At 72.3% G+C, this 15,760-nt stretch carries 14 protein-coding genes and 2 pseudogenes; 10 read left to right on the top strand and 6 right to left on the bottom strand.

From position 1 onward, the window contains the following. Positions 1-450: pseudogene (locus KBX53_RS04840) on the bottom strand (homogentisate 1,2-dioxygenase); the annotation flags it as partial. 94 nt (positions 451-544) lie between these two features. Between KBX53_RS04840 and KBX53_RS04835 the strand changes: the two are divergent. From KBX53_RS04835 to KBX53_RS04810, 6 genes are all read left to right on the top strand, one after another. Further along, complete coding sequence (locus KBX53_RS04835; protein ID WP_210857938.1) at positions 545-1,414, top strand: hypothetical protein; 870 nt, start codon at positions 545-547, stop codon at positions 1,412-1,414. Continuing rightward, entirely contained in the window at positions 1,411-2,607 is a 1,197-nt protein-coding gene (gene fahA / locus KBX53_RS04830) for a fumarylacetoacetase (RefSeq protein WP_210857937.1), read from the top strand. Before KBX53_RS04835 ends, fahA begins: the two co-directional genes overlap by 4 nt. Positions 2,608-2,781: 174 nt before the next feature. Beyond that, positions 2,782-2,991 carry a DUF397 domain-containing protein gene (locus KBX53_RS04825; protein ID WP_030327888.1) on the top strand — a complete coding sequence of 70 codons (210 nt, stop codon included), beginning with the start codon at positions 2,782-2,784 and terminating at the stop codon, positions 2,989-2,991. Between the two features lie 144 nt (positions 2,992-3,135). Then, complete coding sequence (locus KBX53_RS04820) at positions 3,136-3,618, top strand: SRPBCC family protein (RefSeq protein WP_210857936.1); 483 nt, start codon at positions 3,136-3,138, stop codon at positions 3,616-3,618. Between the two features lie 79 nt (positions 3,619-3,697). Next, positions 3,698-4,954 (top strand): PQQ-binding-like beta-propeller repeat protein, encoded by a 1,257-nt coding sequence (locus tag KBX53_RS04815; protein WP_210857935.1) that lies wholly within the window; start codon positions 3,698-3,700, stop codon positions 4,952-4,954. A gap of 100 nt (positions 4,955-5,054) precedes the next feature. After that, entirely contained in the window at positions 5,055-5,405 is a 351-nt protein-coding gene (locus KBX53_RS04810) for an LPXTG cell wall anchor domain-containing protein (protein ID WP_245233492.1), read from the top strand. Between the two features lie 91 nt (positions 5,406-5,496). Here the strand turns inward: KBX53_RS04810 and KBX53_RS04805 are convergent, their stop codons facing one another. The 5 genes from KBX53_RS04805 to hppD form a co-directional block, all read right to left on the bottom strand. Then, entirely contained in the window at positions 5,497-6,420 is a 924-nt protein-coding gene (locus tag KBX53_RS04805) for a hypothetical protein (protein WP_210857933.1), read from the bottom strand. Between the two features lie 127 nt (positions 6,421-6,547). Then, on the bottom strand, positions 6,548-7,102 hold the full coding sequence (locus KBX53_RS04800; RefSeq protein ID WP_309140713.1) for a hypothetical protein: 555 nt from the start codon (positions 7,100-7,102) through the stop codon (positions 6,548-6,550). Between the two features lie 136 nt (positions 7,103-7,238). Next, positions 7,239-8,342 (bottom strand): histidinol-phosphate transaminase, encoded by a 1,104-nt coding sequence (gene hisC / locus KBX53_RS04795; RefSeq protein ID WP_030327877.1) that lies wholly within the window; start codon positions 8,340-8,342, stop codon positions 7,239-7,241. Continuing rightward, positions 8,339-9,361, bottom strand: a complete 1,023-nt coding sequence (locus KBX53_RS04790; protein ID WP_210857932.1) for an RDD family protein — start codon at positions 9,359-9,361, stop codon at positions 8,339-8,341. The genes hisC and KBX53_RS04790 overlap by 4 nt, the downstream gene beginning before the upstream one ends. A gap of 192 nt (positions 9,362-9,553) precedes the next feature. After that, the gene (hppD, locus tag KBX53_RS04785) at positions 9,554-10,759 is read right to left on the bottom strand and encodes a 4-hydroxyphenylpyruvate dioxygenase (RefSeq protein WP_210857931.1); all 1,206 of its coding nucleotides are present in this window, start codon (positions 10,757-10,759) and stop codon (positions 9,554-9,556) included. Between the two features lie 139 nt (positions 10,760-10,898). Between hppD and KBX53_RS04780 the strand changes: the two genes are divergently transcribed. The 4 genes and pseudogenes from KBX53_RS04780 to KBX53_RS04765 all read left to right on the top strand — a co-directional run. Then, a complete protein-coding gene (locus KBX53_RS04780; RefSeq protein WP_030327873.1) occupies positions 10,899-11,402 on the top strand; it encodes an Lrp/AsnC family transcriptional regulator in 504 nt (167 codons plus the stop codon). Positions 11,403-11,481: 79 nt separating this feature from the next. Continuing rightward, positions 11,482-12,888: a PQQ-binding-like beta-propeller repeat protein gene (locus KBX53_RS04775; protein ID WP_309140712.1), complete on the top strand. Its 1,407-nt coding sequence runs from the start codon at positions 11,482-11,484 to the stop codon at positions 12,886-12,888. A gap of 125 nt (positions 12,889-13,013) precedes the next feature. Continuing rightward, positions 13,014-14,681 (top strand): fumarate hydratase, encoded by a 1,668-nt coding sequence (locus KBX53_RS04770; protein WP_030327871.1) that lies wholly within the window; start codon positions 13,014-13,016, stop codon positions 14,679-14,681. Between the two features lie 259 nt (positions 14,682-14,940). Continuing rightward, positions 14,941-15,760, top strand: a pseudogene (locus tag KBX53_RS04765) (BTAD domain-containing putative transcriptional regulator); the annotation flags it as partial.

The following is a 15,760-nucleotide window of genomic DNA, read 5'->3' as shown; positions in this document are numbered from 1 at the left end:
GATGACGACGTAGTCGCCGGCGACCGCGTCCAGCACCCCGAACGGGGACTCGACCCGCAGCGTGCCGGCCTCGACGTAGAGGCAGTGGTCGCCGGTGGCGTCGCGGAACAGCGGTGAGGGCCGGTCGGCGAGGACGTACCCGATCCGGACGTCGTCGTTGGCGAGCAGGTACTGCCGGCCGAGGATGGGGTCGGAGCCGCCGGTGTCCAGTTTGTGGGTGCGCAGGTGGCGGGGCTTGAGCGGCAGGTTCGGTGCCCGGGTGAACGTGGGCGGGGTGAACTCGTCGGCGGCCAGGATCGCGGTGGGCGCGTGCCGGTGGTAGAGCAGCGACGAGTCGGAGGAGAAGCCCTCCTGGCCCATCAGCTCCTCGGCGTAGAGGCTGCCGTCGGGCTGCCGGAACTGGGTGTGGCGCTTGCGCGGCACCTCGCCGACGCTGCGGTAATACGGCATCTCGCCTCCCGAGGGGTTCCGTCCACCGGCCGAAGGCGTCCGATAATCGGACGCTGTTGTCCGTTCCTCGTAGCGTCCCGTACATTCTTGTTCCGTGTCAACGCAGGTGCCCGCACTCCTGACCGGCCTGGTGGACGACGCCGCCGTCTTCCCTCCGGGCAGCGCCACGCTGCCCGACGCCCTGGCCGCCCACCGCCAGCACCGCGCCGCCTGGTACGCCGACCTGGTCGGACCGCTGCTGGTCCCCGCCTCGACGGTGGCGGCCGGCGAGCTGAGCGGGCTCGTCGACCCGGGCGAGGGCCTGGGGGTCGGCGTCATCGGTGACACCGGGATCGGGAACCTGCCGTTCGCGCTGTCGTTCCTCGCCCCGGACGGCGTCACCGCGCGTCAGGTCGAGGTGGCGGTCGCCAAGCGCGGCGAGGACCCCCTGCCCGGCATCGCCGAGCTGCTGCGGCTGACCGGCGAGCTGGCCGGTGTGGAAGCCATCTACGCCGAACTGCCGCTGACCTTCGGTCTGATGGGTGCGCTGGACGCGCTCGTCGCCGCGCGGGCCGACGGGGTGCCCGTCGCGGCCAAGTTCCGCACCGGTGGCCTGGCCGCCGAACTCTTCCCGACGCCGACCGAGCTGGCCACGGTGATCTGCGCCTGCCGGGACCGGGACCTGCCGTTCAAGCTCACCGCCGGCCTGCACCAGGCGATCCGGCACCTGGACCCGGAGACCGGGTTCACCCACCACGGCTACGCCAACGTGCTGGCCGCGACACTGGCCGCCGCCGACGGTGACGGGGTGCGCTCGGTCGCCGAACTGTTGACCGTTGTCGACCCGCGGCCCCTGGTGGAGCGCGCGACGGCACGGCTGGACGCGCCCCGCCCGCTGTGGGTGGGCTTCGGCTCGTGCAGCATCCTGGAACCACTGACCGATCTGATCCGGCTGGGGCTGGTGAACGGGGGCTACGACGCATGACCTGGGTGACCGGCGCCGACGGTTCGCCGTACGGGGTGACGAACCTGCCGTACGGGGTGTTCCGACAGAACGGCGGTCCGGCGCGGATCGGCGTACGGATCGGGTCCTGGGTCCTCGACCTCGCCGCTGCGGAGGCCGCCGAGCTGGTGCTGGCCGCCGGCGCGCTGTGCCGGCCCGTGCTCAACGACTTCATGGCGCTCGGACGTCCGCAGTGGACGGCGGTACGCCAGCGGATCACCGAGCTGCTGACCGACCCGGCGCACCGGGCCGCCGTGGAGCCGCTGCTGGTGCCCCTCGACGACGTGGAGCTGCTGCTCCCCATCGAGGTGGCCGACTACGTCGACTTCTACTCCTCCGAGCACCACGCCGCGAACGTCGGGCAGATCTTCCGCCCCGGCCAGCCGCCGCTGCTGCCGAACTGGAAGCACCTGCCGATCGGCTACCACGGTCGGGCCGGCACCGTTGTCGTCTCCGGCACGCCGGTGACCCGGCCGACCGGGCAGCGGGCCTCCGCCGACGGCCCGGTCACCGGCCCGTCGATACGCCTCGACATCGAGGCCGAGGTCGGCTTCGTGGTGGGCGTACCCAGCGCGTTGGGCGATCGGGTTTCCGTGGACGACTTCGCCGAGCACATCTTCGGGGTGGTGCTGGTCAACGACTGGTCCGCCCGGGACATCCAGGCCTGGGAGTACCAACCCCTCGGCCCGTTCCTCGGCAAGTCGTTCGCCACCTCGGTCTCGGCCTGGGTGACGCCGTTGGACGCGCTCGGCGACGCCTTCGTGCCCGCTCCCGACCAGGACCCGCCGGTCGTCGACTACCTGCGGGACGTGCCGCACCTGGGCCTGGACCTCCGACTGGCTGTCGAGTGGAACGGCGAGCGGGTCAGCGAGCCACCGTTCGCCACCATGTACTGGACCCCCGCACAGCAGTTGGCGCACCTCACCGTCAACGGGGCTTCGCTGCGCACCGGTGACCTGTACGCCTCCGGCACCGTCTCCGGGCCCGAGCGGGGACAGGTCGGGTCCTTCCTGGAACTGACCTGGGGTGGGGCCGAGCCGGTCACTGTGGGCGGCGAGAATCGCACCTTCCTCGACGACGGTGACACGGTGACCATCACGGCCACCGCCCCCGGCCCGGACGGCACCACCATCGCCCTCGGTGAGGTATCCGGCACGGTTCGTCCGGCCCGCTGAGCGGGCACCCGCCATCCGTCTCGTGCACGGGACCCGTGATCGCACCGGCTGTGCGATCACCGGCCCTTGTTGACCCGTTGATCGTCCGGATTCCGTTGCCACACCGCGCAATCCGAGCCGGGCTCCACCCGGCCGCCAGCGGTGGGCATCCCGACGCACACGGAGGTAACGACGATGCACGATCTTGCGGGCGCGGTCTGGCGTACCAGTAGCCGCTCAAACGACCAGGGGCTCTGCGTGGAAGTGGCGGACAACCTGGTCGATGTCCATGGTCTGGTCGGGGTCCGCGACTCCAAGGATCAGGCCGGCCCCACACTCGCGGTCAGCCCGCCGGGGTGGACAGCGTTCATCGGCGCGATTCGGGCCGGTCGCTTCGAGCGCTGACCGGCGCTTCGGCACCGGTCGACGACGACCGGTGCCGAAGCGACCGCCCAATCGGACAGCATCGCCCCCGGGAGGTGGAAATTCCGTCCCGGGGGCCCCGTCCGGCCCTCACTCCGCGTACCGTCGGGGACACGGGAGGGTGGCATGTCGACGGTGGCGATTACCGGGATCATCGAGGCCGACACTGTCGACGTCTGGCGTCTGCTGACCGACCTGCCCGGCCGCGCTGCGCGGATGACCGCCGCCGGCCCGATCGAGGTGCTCACCCCCGGCCCGTTCGGTCCGGGCACCTCCTGGCGTGAGGAGCGCGTCCAGCCGGGCGGCGGCACGCTCACCGAGGAGTTCCTGGTGGTGGAGGCGCTCGCCCCGCAGCGACTGGTGCTCTGCTCCTCCGGCGCCGGCGCCGACTATCGCATCACCTGGGGCCTGCGGCCGGTCCGTCGCCGCAGCCGGGGCTGCACAGCGATCACCGTCACCCAGGAGGCGGTGCCGACCGCTCCGTACGGTCGGGTGGTGGCGCTGCTGCTCGGCGGCCTGGCCGCCCGGGCGGTGGAGGCGGCACTCTGGCGTGATCTCGCCGATCTGGCCGTCGCGGCCGGTGCCACCGGCACTGTCGAAGCCGCCTGAACGCCAACCAGCAGCCCCGCCACGACCTGACCGGGGTCCGGCCGCCTCCGCTGGGTAGGGTGCCGGGCGGAGGTGCGGCATGAGGTTCCCGAGAGGCCGGCGACGGCTCGTGATCGCGGTCGCGGCGCTGCTCGCGACGGCGGCGGTCGCGGTCATCGTCCACCGGGTCCTCGCGCCGGCAGAGGTGAGCACCGTGGCGCGGGGCGACTACCCGGCCCCGGCCCGACCGGCTGCCGGAGTGATCGGTCGGTTGCCGGTCGCCCCGTTGATCGTCGACGGGAGACTGCGGGTGTACGCCGCACACCGCCAGGTCTACGCCGACCGACCGGTCGACGGACGGTACCGGACCAGCCCCTACTGGTCGTACCGGCGGTGGCCGGCAGAGCTGAGCGGGGTGGTGGCCAGCGGCAGCACGGTGGTCAGCCGCTGGTCCGACGGGCAACTCGTCGCACTCGACGCCCGCACCGGCGGGGTGCTCTGGCGAGCCGACGGCCCGGAGCCCGCCGAGAGCGCGGCACTGGTGCGGCGTACCGGGGCGGCGACCGTCTGGGATGCGCCGGGGCTCCAGCTGACCGACCTCCCCGACGGGCGGACCGTGCTGGTGGTGACCGGGGACGCCCAGGCGCGCGGGGTCGAGCTGAGCGGCGGTCGGGAGCTGTGGCGGGTCAAGCTGCCCGGCAGTTGCCGCAGCGACGTCGGCACCACCGCCGCCGGGCAGCTGATCGGTCTGGACACCTGCGCCGGGGCGGCGACTGTCGAGTTCCGGGACGCGGCGACGGGCGCGGTACGGGAGCGTTGGCGACCGCCGAACGGCCCGGACGCGTTGGTGGTGACGCCGCTCGGTTGCCGTACCGGCTGGTCGGACTGTCTGGGGCTGCGGACCGCCGGGCCGGGTGACGAGGGTGGTCGGGGTTGGCTGGTGGACGCCGGCCGGCCGGTCGCCGCCCCCGCGCTGGACCCGGCCGGTGCGGTGCTGGTCGGTGAGCAGTCGGTCGCCGTACTCGACGGGGTGGTGGTGGGTCGATCGGCGCGTACGGGCAGCGAGCTGTGGCGGTCCGCGGGCCTGGGGGTGGCCCGGGTGTTGGCCGCGCAGCCGGGCCGGGTGCACCTGCTGACCGAGGCGAACGAGTTGGTGACTGTGGACCCGGTGACCGGTAGGCAGTTGTCGCGCTTCGTGCTCAACGTCGGCTCGGACGGCACCGGCTGGGCGCCCGGTGCGGTGACGGCCGAGGACGGGTTCGTCGCGGTCGAGCGGCTCCGTAAGCCGGTCGACCCCGACGGCGACGACCGGCGTTACTACTACACCGGCGAGGCGGTGATCCTGGCCGCCACCTGATAGTGGCGTCTTCGACCGCGGAATCGTGAACCGTTCTACCTCTTTGTCCGAAAAGGGTATGTTTTTCACGGTTCGGATTTCCGGTGGAAGGGGTCGGCGCATGGCCAGGACAGCAGCCAACTACCTCGTGGGCGGCGCGCTCGCCGCCGCCGCGAGCCTGACGCTGGCGGTGTCGCCGGTGCTGGCCGCGGAACCCGCCTCGGTACCCGGGTTCAGCGTCGCGCGGCCCGAGCCGTCCGGAGGTACCGGCGTCACCTTCGAGATCCTGCCGGCGTCGCCGACCCCGCAGCCGCCACCCACGTCCACGCCGACGGCACCACCGCAACCCTCGCCCAGTCACGGCGAGTTGCCGGTCACCGGATCAGGCGGGTCGGCGCTGCCGCTCGCCATGCTGGGCGCGGCCCTGATCGTCATCGGTTGGTTCGCCGCCCGCCGCCGCCGACCGAGTTGACCGGCCGGGCTGACGGGCCTGGCCGGCGGCGGCCGGGCTGACGGCCTCGGCGAGGGGCGGGTTTCGGCGAAGGGCGGGTTGTGGTGCGGGGTCAACGACCGGCCGGGACGCGCTCCCTCGGCTGGCTGGTGGGTGGCCGACCGGACCGGCGCGAGCGGCGGACCAGCACTGCGAGGCCGACAACCAGCAGCAGCCCCGCGCCGGCCGCCGCCACCGTCCACCCGGAAACGATCCGGGAGACGACGCTGCCCTGCTTTCCGACCTGACCGGGGTCGGGGAAGGTGATCTGCGCGGTGACGCCGCGCTTCACCAGACCGCTCTCCAGGTTCACCTCCGCCTTCCAGGGGCCGTTCGGCAGCGCGGCCGGGAACCGGGCGATGACCTGCCCGGACGCGCCCGGCGCCAGCGTGACGCCCTGCCCGACCGGAAACGGGCCGGCCCGGCTACCCGCCGGGCCGTCGGTCAGGGCGACCGCGCCGGTCAGGTCGATGGCACGGCCTCCGGTGTTGGTGACCTGGACGGTCAACGACGGTTCGCCGGCGGGGCTGCGGGCCGGGCGCACCTCGCCGATCGAGAAGTCGGAGGCGGGTTCGCCGCCGGGCCCGACGTCGAGGTACATCCGGACGCCGACCCGGTGGACCTGACTGATCTCGCCGCCGGCTCGGGGAGGCGAGGTGGTGGACGCCCAGATCACCCCGTACCGCTCGCCCCGGGAGGCAGCCGGCGGCACCGTGACAGTCGCGCGGACCCGGGTCTCGCCCCGCGGTCCCAGCTGGACGGAGCGCTCGTCGAGGGTGACCCAGGAGGTCAGCTCGTTCTCGGCGCGGCCCTCGCCGAAGCGGAACGCCGCACCCTCCACTGTCGCGGCCGCCGGGTACACGTCGACCCGACGGGTCTGGTCGGTGCGGTTGACGATCAGCAGTTGCCGCTTGATGGTGGTCCCCGGCGGTAGGTGGTCGACGATGTAACGCAGCGCCCGGGGGTCGGCGCGGCGCTCGGTCGGGGCTTCCAGCAACCGGATCCCGATGGTGCCGTCGTCCGAACCCGCATCCGGTTCGACCGCGCCGGCCCGGGTCGACAGACCCGGACCGGCGAGGCAGAACAGGGCGAGCGCGACCGCGATGGTCGACCGCCCCCGGCGGCTACGCCACGGAATGTGTCACCGTGCCCGTGTAGACGCCCGCGATGCTGTCCAGCGGGACGTTGACCACCAGGGTGGGGTTCCAGCTGGCGGTGTTGCCGCCGGTGCCGCCGCTGTGGGTGAACGCGGTGAGCGGGGTGACGCTGTCCAGCGGTGCGGCGTCGCCGGCGGTGGTCTGCCCGGGGGTGAAGGTGCCGTCACCGGTGGTCGCCGTCGCCGGGCCGGACCAGTAGTCGATCTCGGCCGGCAGGACCGTCTCGGGCGGCGAGCCGCCGCCGGTCTGGAAGACCGTCGAGGTCACCGAGGCGACCCAGGAGGCGTCGGCGGCGCCTCGGGAGTCGTCGACGGTCACGGTGCCGAGCTGCCCGGTGATGGTGCCACCGGGGGCACCAGTACCAAGGTCGGCGGTGGTCGGCGCGACGATGTCGAGGGTGCCGGCGAGCACCTCGAACGTGGTGGCGGTGGTGTCGTCGGGCGCGGCGGCGGCCGGAGCGGCGAGGAAGCCGACCATCGCCGCGGCGGCCGCGCCGGCCAGACAGATCTTGGCAGTACGCACGTGTTTTACCCCGTTCTCGAAGTGAGTCGACGCGATCCTCGGCGCGTCGACTACTTCGGAAGATAGGGCAAAAAATGGAGCAAACCGGACAAACCGTCCATCCGTCATTAATTGGTCACAGATGGCCGGTCGGTCCTCAGGTCAGCGCCGTCTCCGCAGCGGCCAGGAAGGCGTCGTTCTCCGCCGGGGTGCCGATGGTGACCCGGACGCCGTCCCCGGCGAACGGCCGCACGATCACCCCGCGCGACTCGCACGCCTTGCCGAACGCCACGGCACGCTCGCCCAACGGCAGCCAGACGAAGTTGGCCTGGCTCGTCGGCGCCTCGGGCACGAACTTGCGCAGCGCCTCGGTGACCCGGTCCCGCTCGGCGACGACCAGGGCGCAGCGGCGCTCCATCTCCGTCGCCTGGGTCAGCGCGGCCAGCGCCCCGGCCTGGGCCGCCGTGCTGCTGGAGAACGGGGTCGCCACCTTGCGGATGGCGGCGGCCACCACCGGCTGGGCCACCAGCCAGCCCATTCGCAGCCCGGCGAGCCCCCACGCCTTCGACAGGGTGCGCAGCACCGCCACGTTGGGCCGGTCCAGGTAGTCGAGACCGTCCGGCACCTCCGGGTCGGTGACGAACTCCCGGTACGCCTCGTCGATCACCACCAGCACGTCGTCCGGCACCCCGTTGAGGAACCGGTCCAACTCGGCCCGGCGCACCGCCGTACCCGTGGGGTTGTTCGGGTTGCAGACGAAGATCACCCTGGTTCGGTCGGTCACCGCCGCGGCCATCGCCGCCAGGTCGTGCCCGTGCCCGGCGTCGTTGGGCACCCGCACGCTGGTCGCGCCGCTGGTCGCCACGATGATCGGGTACGCCTCGAAGGACCGCCACGAGTAGAGCACCTCGTCACCCGGCAGGCAGGTGGCCCGCACCAGGTGCTCGGCGAGCGCCACCGAGCCGCAGCCGGTGGCGATCCGGTCGGCGTCGACGCCGTACCGCTCGGCCAATGCGTCCCGCAGCGCGACAACGCCCATGTCCGGGTAGCGGTGCGACGTGGTGATCGCCTCGGTGACCGCCTCCACCACGCCGGGCAGCGGGCCGTACGGCACCTCGTTGCTGGCCAGCTTGATGGCCTCCGGCAGGCCCAACTCGCGGGCCAGGTCGGCAGGACTGCGCCCCGGCACGTAGTTGGGCAGCGCGTCCAGGTCGGCGCGGGTCAGCCGCAGTGCCGGCTGGTGACGTCCGGAGTCGGTCATGGGGTGTCTCCCGGGGGCTGGTTGCGGTCGTTCGAGGGGGCGGAATCGGGCCGGTTGGGGACTTCGACGACCACCGTCTGCGCGCGCTTGTCGTGCAGCGCCATGCGCAGCGGGTGGTCGAAGAGGGGGGAGAGGGCGTCGACCAGTTGCAGCACCAGGCCCAGCCCGGCGCAGTACCAGAGCAGCGTCGGCAGGCCCAGCGTGCTCCACCGGCTCAACGCCCGGCGGAAGCCCAGCGGCTGGTCGGCGGCGATCGGCACCGCCCGGATCCGCATCATCCGCTTGCCGACGGTCTGCCCACCGGCGGCCATGGCGGGCACCCCGTACGCCAGCCAGAGCGCGGTGGCGATCAGCAGGATCGCCACCAGGAGGGAGTTGGACTGCTCACTGGGGAGCGGAAGGCCCTCGGCGGAGGTGTCGCCGCGCGCCGCGCGCCGGAAGACCTCCTGCCAGTACGGTGCCCACTCCTGCGCCCAGCGCCAGACGAACCAGCCGTTGACGACCACGTTCAGGGCGAAGACGAGGCCGAAGTCGATCACCCGGGCGGCGAGCCGACGGCCGTAGCCGGCCAGCCGGTGGCCGTGCGGTCGTGGCTCGGGCGGCCGTCCGGGCCAGCCAGGATGACCGGCCTGTGGTCCCCATCCGGGTGGGCCGGCCTGCGGTCCCCATCCGGGTGGCCCGGCCTGCGGTCCCCATCCGGGTGGGCCGGCCTGGGGTCCCCAACCCGGGCCGTGCCCCGGCTGCGGGCCGTACCCCGGGGGTGGGCCCTGCTGCGGGCCGTACCCGGGGGGTGGGCCCTGCTGCGGCGGCCAGCCCGGCGCGGCGGTCGCCGCGTCGCGGGTTGCCGACGTCGCGGGCTCGGCCGGGCCGACCGGCGCGGGTGGTGGCTCGGGTGGCGGCGGGCCGTCCGGCGGGGTCGCGTCGACGGGGATGGGCGCGCCGAGCCAACCCTCGCCGTCCCAGTAACGCCGGGTCTCGGTGTCGGCGGGGTCGACGTACCAACCAGGTTGAACGCTCACGCGGCCGTTCCGCTTCGCTCACTCACGAGGACACCTTAACGACGACCGTCCCGGCGAACTCGTCATGGACGTGTCGCGGGGCGTACCCCGAAGGGTGTGGTCCGGGCAGCGGCGCGACGCCGCCGGTGGTGGGTCGGGGCCCACCGACCGGCGGCGTCGGGTACGACGGAGGTTGCGTCACGCTCGCAAGTGTTACAGGTTGCCGCGGGCTTCCTGCTCCCGCTCGATCGCGTGGACCTGCGCCTTGACGTTGCCCTTGACGATGCCGTGCGTGCCGTGCCGCTCGATCAGCTCGACGAAGACGGTGGGACGGTCCTGCACCGGCTTGGTGAAGATCTGCAGCAGGTAGCCGTCCTCGTCCCGGTCGACCAGGATCTTGCGGGCCTTCAGCTCCTCGATCGGCACCCGCACGTTGCCGATCCGCTCGCGCAGCTCGGGGTCGTCGTAGTACGAGTCCGGGGTGTCCAGGAACTCCACACCGGCGGCGCGCATCGCGTCGACGCTGGCCAGGATGTCGTTGGTGGCGACGGCGATGTGCTGCGCGCCCGGGCCCTGGTAGAACTCCAGGTACTCGTCGATCTGGGACTTCTTGCGGGCGATCTCCGGCTCGTTGAGCGGGAACTTCACCTTGCGGGTGCCGTTCGCCACGACCTTGCTCATCAGCGCCGAGTAGTCGGTGGCGATGTCGTCGCCGATGAACTCCGCCATGTTGGAGAAGCCCATCACCCGCTTGTAGAACTCGACCCACTCGTCCATCCGGCCCAGCTCCACGTTGCCGACCACGTGGTCGACGGCCTGGAAGAAGCGCTTCGGCTGGATGCCGGCGTCGATCATCGGCTGCCGGTCCACGATCGGGCCGCGGGCCACGAAGCCGGGCAGGAACGGGCCGGTGTAGCGGGACCGGTCGACAAGCGTGTGCCGGGTGTCGCCGTACGCGGCGATGGCGGCCATCCGCACGGTGCCGTGCTCGTCGCTCACCTCGTGCGGCTCGACGACGCTCGCGGCGCCCTGGGCGATGGCGTGCGCGTACGCGGCGTCCACGTCCGGCACCTCCAGCGCGATGTCGCTGACCCCGTCGCTGTGCCGGGCCACGTGCTCGGAGCCGTCGGCGTCCGGGCGTACCGCACCGGTCAGCACGAACCGGGCCGAGCCGCTGGTCAGCACGTACTGGGCGTGGTCCCGGTAGCCCTGCTCGGGACCGCGGTACGCCACGCAGGTCATGCCGAACGCGGTGGAGTAGTAGTGGGCGGCCTGCTTGGCGTTGCCGACCAGGAAGTGCACGTGGTCGAGGCCCCGGACCGGGAACGGGTCGTGGCTGATGTCGTGGTCGACAGCTCCCACGAGCCGGTCGGTGTCGACGTCCTCGGTCGACTGGGGTCGGTCGATCGCCTGGGTCATGATGGGCTCCCTCGCGTACCGGCCGGCCTTGTGGGCCGCCGTGGTCGGTTCTTCTGGCGAGGATCGCTGGCCCGGTGTGGGGTGGGCAACTGTTGGCAGAAATGCTGGTCAGGTTGCGCATTCGGTATGGTCTGCACTCATGAATGGTGAGCAGAATGTACAGCTCGACGCGCTCGACGTGCGCTTGATCGAACTGCTCGCCGAGGAACCCCGGATCGGGGTGCTGGAATGCTCCCGGCGGCTCGGGGTGGCCCGGGGCACCGTGCAGGCCCGGCTGGACAAGCTCATCGAGCGGCGGGTCATCAAGGGCTTCGGCCCCGAGATCGCACCGGCCGCGATCGGGTTCGCGGTGACCAGCTTCGTCACCCTGGAGATCAGTCAGCGGCACGGCCACGACCCGGTCACCGCCCACCTCGCCGCCATCCCCGAGGTGCTGGAGGCGCACACCATCACCGGCTCCAGCGACCTGCTCTGCCGGATCGTGGCCCGCTCCAACACGGATCTGCAACGGGTCATCGACCAGATCGTCTCGTCCGCCGGCATCACCCGGGCCTCCACGATCATCGCGCTGGCCGAGCAGATTCCCTACCGCACGCTTCCACTGGTGCGCAGCGCCGTTCGGGCCGACGGAAGGGTGCTGTAACACCTCCCCGCCCAGAAAGCGCGGCGACACGGCGACGCGGGCGTACGGAAGATCCGTGATCGTGGCTACGGTGTGCGGTGTGGCGAAGGGGAGCGTGCGCGGTGGGCTGCTGCTCGGCCTCGCCGTGGTCGTCGCCCTCGCCGCGACCGGCGTGTGGAACCCGTTCCCCGGCCTGTGGGACTGGGTGGACCGCAGCGAACCCATCTCCGAGCCCGACGTGGTCTGGCAGCAACGCGTCGGCGGCACTCCGCGCAGCGTGACCATCGCCGGCGACGCCGTCGTTGTCGAGCAGCGCACCCGGGTCGAGGCCCGCAGCCTGGCCACCGGCGCCCAGCTCTGGGAGCGCAAGGCCGACTGGGCGGCGGTCGCCGGCGGTGACCGTGACCCAGTCGTGGCCGTGGGCAAGCTCCTGGTCAAGGGGTACGAGCTGCTCGACCCGACGACCGGGGTGACCCGGCGACGTGACGACGACGCGGTTGCCGTCTGGACGTACCGCAATCTGCTCCTCGACGCCCGCTGCACCGACGCCACCGACTGCACCCTGAGCGCCTGGGACCCGCGTGGCACCGCGCCGCTGTGGACGGCTTTCCTGCCCGGAGTGCACAGCGGCCTGCTCGCCGACAACCCGGGTCTGCGCGGCACCCGCCGGCTCACCGCCAACCGGATCGACGACGGGGTGGCCGGGGCGGAGGCCGCGCCGCCACTGCTCGGTTTCCCGGTCGACGGTCGGGTCCACGTGGTCGACACCGCCACCGGCCGGGTGTTGCAGAACGTCGAGCCGGCCCGGGACGAGCGGCTCTCCGTGGTGGGCGGTCGGCTGCTGCGGATCGCCGCCCGCTCCCAGGACGGCACCTGTTACTTCGCCATCTCCGCCCGCGACTCGGCCACCGGGCAGGAGGCCTGGCAGCGGGCCGGCGTCAACCTGCGCACCGCCGACTCGGCCGGCTGCGTGCAACGCGAGGACCCGCAGGGCGCGCGGAACGTGCTGATCGGCGTCGCTCCCGACGGCCGTGAGGCGGTCATCGACGGGTACGACGGACGGCTGCTCTGGGTCGGTGAGTCGGGCACCAAGTTGATTGCTGTGGACGATCGCTCCGCGGTGTTCCGGGCCGCCGACAAACGCTCCGTGATCGCCCGTGAGCTGGGCACCGACAAGGTGCTCTGGACGCGGCAGGCCAGCGGCAAGGCCGGCGCGGCGCTCACCCCGTACGCGGTGGTGGTGGCCGACGAGAAGCCGTCCCGGCTGGCCGCCCTGCGCACCTCGGCGAACGCTCGCGCCGTCGGATCACAGGGCATGATCATTGGCGAGGGGCGGGAGATCGGGTACGTCCGCTTCGTCGGCGCGGCCGGCGGCTCGTCCACCCGGCCGCCCGGCGACGGTGGGAATCCCCGGCCGGGCGGCACCGACCCCGGCGGGCCGGACAACGACGACTGCGGGCCGAAGGGGGAACTCTGCCCCGACCCGGGCGGCGGTAAGGACGGCTGAGCGGGCCGTTCGCCCGACGATGCGCACGGCGGCCGGGCCCGGCGCGCCTGCTGGATGAGAGCGGCGTCCCAGGACCCGCCCGGCGGGTGGGAGTGATCGACCGGTCTGCCCTAGGCTTGCCGCTCATGAGCAGTGCCGCCGCATTCTCGTACGCCCCTCTGCTGCCGACCGGCCCGGACCAGACGGACTATCGCCTGGTCACCGACGAGGGCGTGGACGTCGTACACGGCCCGGGAGGCCGCCGGTTCCTCACTGTGGAGCCGGCCGCGCTCACCGCGTTGACCGCCGAGGCGATGCACGACATCGCGCACTTCCTGCGCCCCGCGCACCTGGCGCAGCTCCGGGCGATCATCGACGACCCGGCCGCCTCGCCGAACGACCGGTTCGTCGCGCTGGATCTGCTGCGCAACGCCAACATCGCTGCCGGCGGTGTCCTGCCCATGTGCCAGGACACCGGCACCGCCATCGTGATGGGCAAACGCGGCCGGCACGTGCTGACCGACGGTGCCGACGCCGAGGCCATCTCCCGGGGCGTCTACCAGGCGTACACCAAGCTCAACCTGCGCTACTCGCAGCTCGCCCCGCTGACCATGTGGGACGAGCGGAACACCGGCAGCAACCTGCCCGCCCAGGTGGACCTGTACGCCGAGGACCCGGACGGGCACCCCGACGCGTACAAGTTCCTGTTCATGGCCAAGGGCGGTGGCTCGGCCAACAAGTCGTACCTCTACCAGGAGACCAAGGCGCTGCTCAACCCGGTGCGGATGATGCAGTTCCTGGAGGAGAAGCTGCGGCTGATCGGCACCGCCGCCTGCCCGCCGTACCACCTGGCCATCGTCATTGGCGGCACCTCCGCCGAGTACGCGCTGAAGACCGCGAAGTACGCCAGCGCCAAGTACCTCGACGCGCTGCCGACCTCGGGTTCGATGAGCGCGCACGGCTTCCGCGATCTGGAGCTGGAGGCGCAGGTGCTGGAGCTGACCCGCAACTTCGGCATCGGCGCGCAGTTCGGTGGGCGGTACTTCTGCCACGACGTGCGGGTGGTCCGGTTGCCCCGGCACGGCGCGTCCTGCCCGGTGGCGATCGCCGTTTCCTGCTCGGCGGACCGCCAGGCCGTCGCCAAGATCACCCCGTCGGGCGTGTGGCTGGAGCGCCTCGAAACCGACCCGGCGCGGTTCCTGCCCGACGTCACCGACGACTCCCTCGACGGTGAGATGGTCGTCCGGGTCGACCTGAACCGGCCGATGGACGAGATCCGCGCCGAGCTGTCGAAGTACCCGGTCAAGACCCGGCTGTCCCTGTCCGGCCCGCTTGTCGTCGCCCGGGACATCGCGCACGCCAAGATCGCCGAGCGGTTGGACGCCGGTGAGCCGATGCCGCAGTACCTGCGGGACCACGCGGTCTACTACGCCGGCCCCGCGAAGACCCCCGAGGGGTACGCGTCCGGCTCCTTCGGCCCGACCACCGCCGGGCGGATGGACGCCTACGTGGAGAAGTTCCAGGCGGCCGGTGGCTCGCAGGTGATGCTGGCCAAGGGCAACCGGTCGGGTCAGGTGACCCGTTCCTGCCAGCAGCACGGCGGCTTCTACCTCGGCTCGATCGGCGGCCCCGCGGCCCGCCTCGCCCAGGACTGCATCAAGCACGTCGAGGTGCTCGAGTACGCGGAGCTGGGCATGGAGGCGGTCTGGAAGATCGAGGTCGAGGACTTCCCCGCCTTCATCGTGGTCGACGACAAGGGCAACGACTTCTTCGCCGAGGTCACCAAGCCGGTGCTCACCGTCGGCCGCCGCTGACCCGACCGCAACGCGAACGGGTGCCGGGCGAATCCGCCCGGCACCCGTCTGTCGCCCGTGTTCTACCGACAATCGGTACGCCCGCCCCGCTGGGGTGGGACGGGCGCACCGCCCCCGTCGGATGCCGTCACCGACAAACCGAAGTGAGTTTGCTGCGCATCACTGTCGATCCGCTCTCAGATCACTCTTGCCTGGCCGGGGCGATCTGTCACCACCGGACTACTCTGCTGGAAGTTGCACCACTGACGCGGGAGAGTAGATGCGGTTCGGGATCCTGGGGCCTCTGCGGGTGGGCGGTGGCGAAGCCACTGTCACCGCGGGACGCGACCGGACCGTCCTCGCCATGCTGCTGTTGCGGGCCGGCCGGCTCGTACCGGTCGACGAACTCGTCGACGCGGTGTGGGAGGACCACCCGCCGGCCACCGCCCGCGCGCAGTTGCAGACCTGCGTGTCGCGGCTGCGCCGCCGGTTCACCGAACTCGGGCTGGCGCCTGAGCTGATCGTCACCGACCCGGCGGGGTACGGACTGCGTACCGCACCGAACGACCTGGACGCCGAAGTCTTCAACCGGCGCGTGGAGGTGGCCCGTGCCCAGGTCGTCGCCGGCCGGCTGGCCGAGGCGCGTATGGAGTTCCGCGCCGCGCTGGCCCTGTAGCGGGGGCCGACACTCGGTGGCATCGCGAGCCGGAGCGTCCGCCGTCGCGCCCAGACGCTCGACGAGCAACGCCTCACCGCGTTGGAGGAGTGCGTCGACGTCGAACTGCGCCTCGGTCAGGCAGCTGAGCTGATCGAGGAGTTGGCGGAGAGCGTCGACCGGAATCCGTTGCGGGAGCGGCTGCGAGGTCAGCTGATGCTGGCGTTGTCCTCGGTCGGGCGGCAGGCCGACGCACTCGCCGTCTACCGCGAGGGCCGGCGGACGTACGCCGAGGAGTTGGGCATCGAACCGGGTGCCGAGCTGCAGGAGCTGCACCAACGGGTGCTCGCCGGCGACCTGGCCCTGGCCGGTCGGCCGGCCCCACCCGTCGGCCCGGTTCGTTCCCTGCCCCGGGCGATCGGGGACTTCATCGGTCGGCAGGAGA

It is taken from the genome of Micromonospora sp. M51 (assembly GCF_018070305.1).
Classification (GTDB): Bacteria; Actinomycetota; Actinomycetes; order Mycobacteriales; family Micromonosporaceae; genus Micromonospora; species Micromonospora parva.
Note: the sequence above shows the minus strand (reverse complement) of the source record. Positions and strands in the feature narration are given on the sequence as shown.

Excerpts from the sequence above, each read along its gene's own strand:
- fahA (WP_210857937.1), top strand. The coding sequence starts at position 1,411 with ATGACCTGGGTGACCGGCGCCGACGGTTCGCCGTACGGGGTGACGAAC.
- KBX53_RS04825 (WP_030327888.1), top strand. The coding sequence starts at position 2,782 with ATGCACGATCTTGCGGGCGCGGTCTGGCGTACCAGTAGCCGCTCAAAC.
- KBX53_RS04820 (WP_210857936.1), top strand. The coding sequence starts at position 3,136 with ATGTCGACGGTGGCGATTACCGGGATCATCGAGGCCGACACTGTCGAC.
- KBX53_RS04815 (WP_210857935.1), top strand. The coding sequence starts at position 3,698 with ATGAGGTTCCCGAGAGGCCGGCGACGGCTCGTGATCGCGGTCGCGGCG.
- KBX53_RS04810 (WP_245233492.1), top strand. The coding sequence starts at position 5,055 with ATGGCCAGGACAGCAGCCAACTACCTCGTGGGCGGCGCGCTCGCCGCC.
- hisC (WP_030327877.1), bottom strand. The coding sequence starts at position 8,342 with ATGACCGACTCCGGACGTCACCAGCCGGCACTGCGGCTGACCCGCGCC.
- hppD (WP_210857931.1), bottom strand. The coding sequence starts at position 10,759 with ATGACCCAGGCGATCGACCGACCCCAGTCGACCGAGGACGTCGACACC.
- KBX53_RS04780 (WP_030327873.1), top strand. The coding sequence starts at position 10,899 with ATGAATGGTGAGCAGAATGTACAGCTCGACGCGCTCGACGTGCGCTTG.
- KBX53_RS04770 (WP_030327871.1), top strand. The coding sequence starts at position 13,014 with ATGAGCAGTGCCGCCGCATTCTCGTACGCCCCTCTGCTGCCGACCGGC.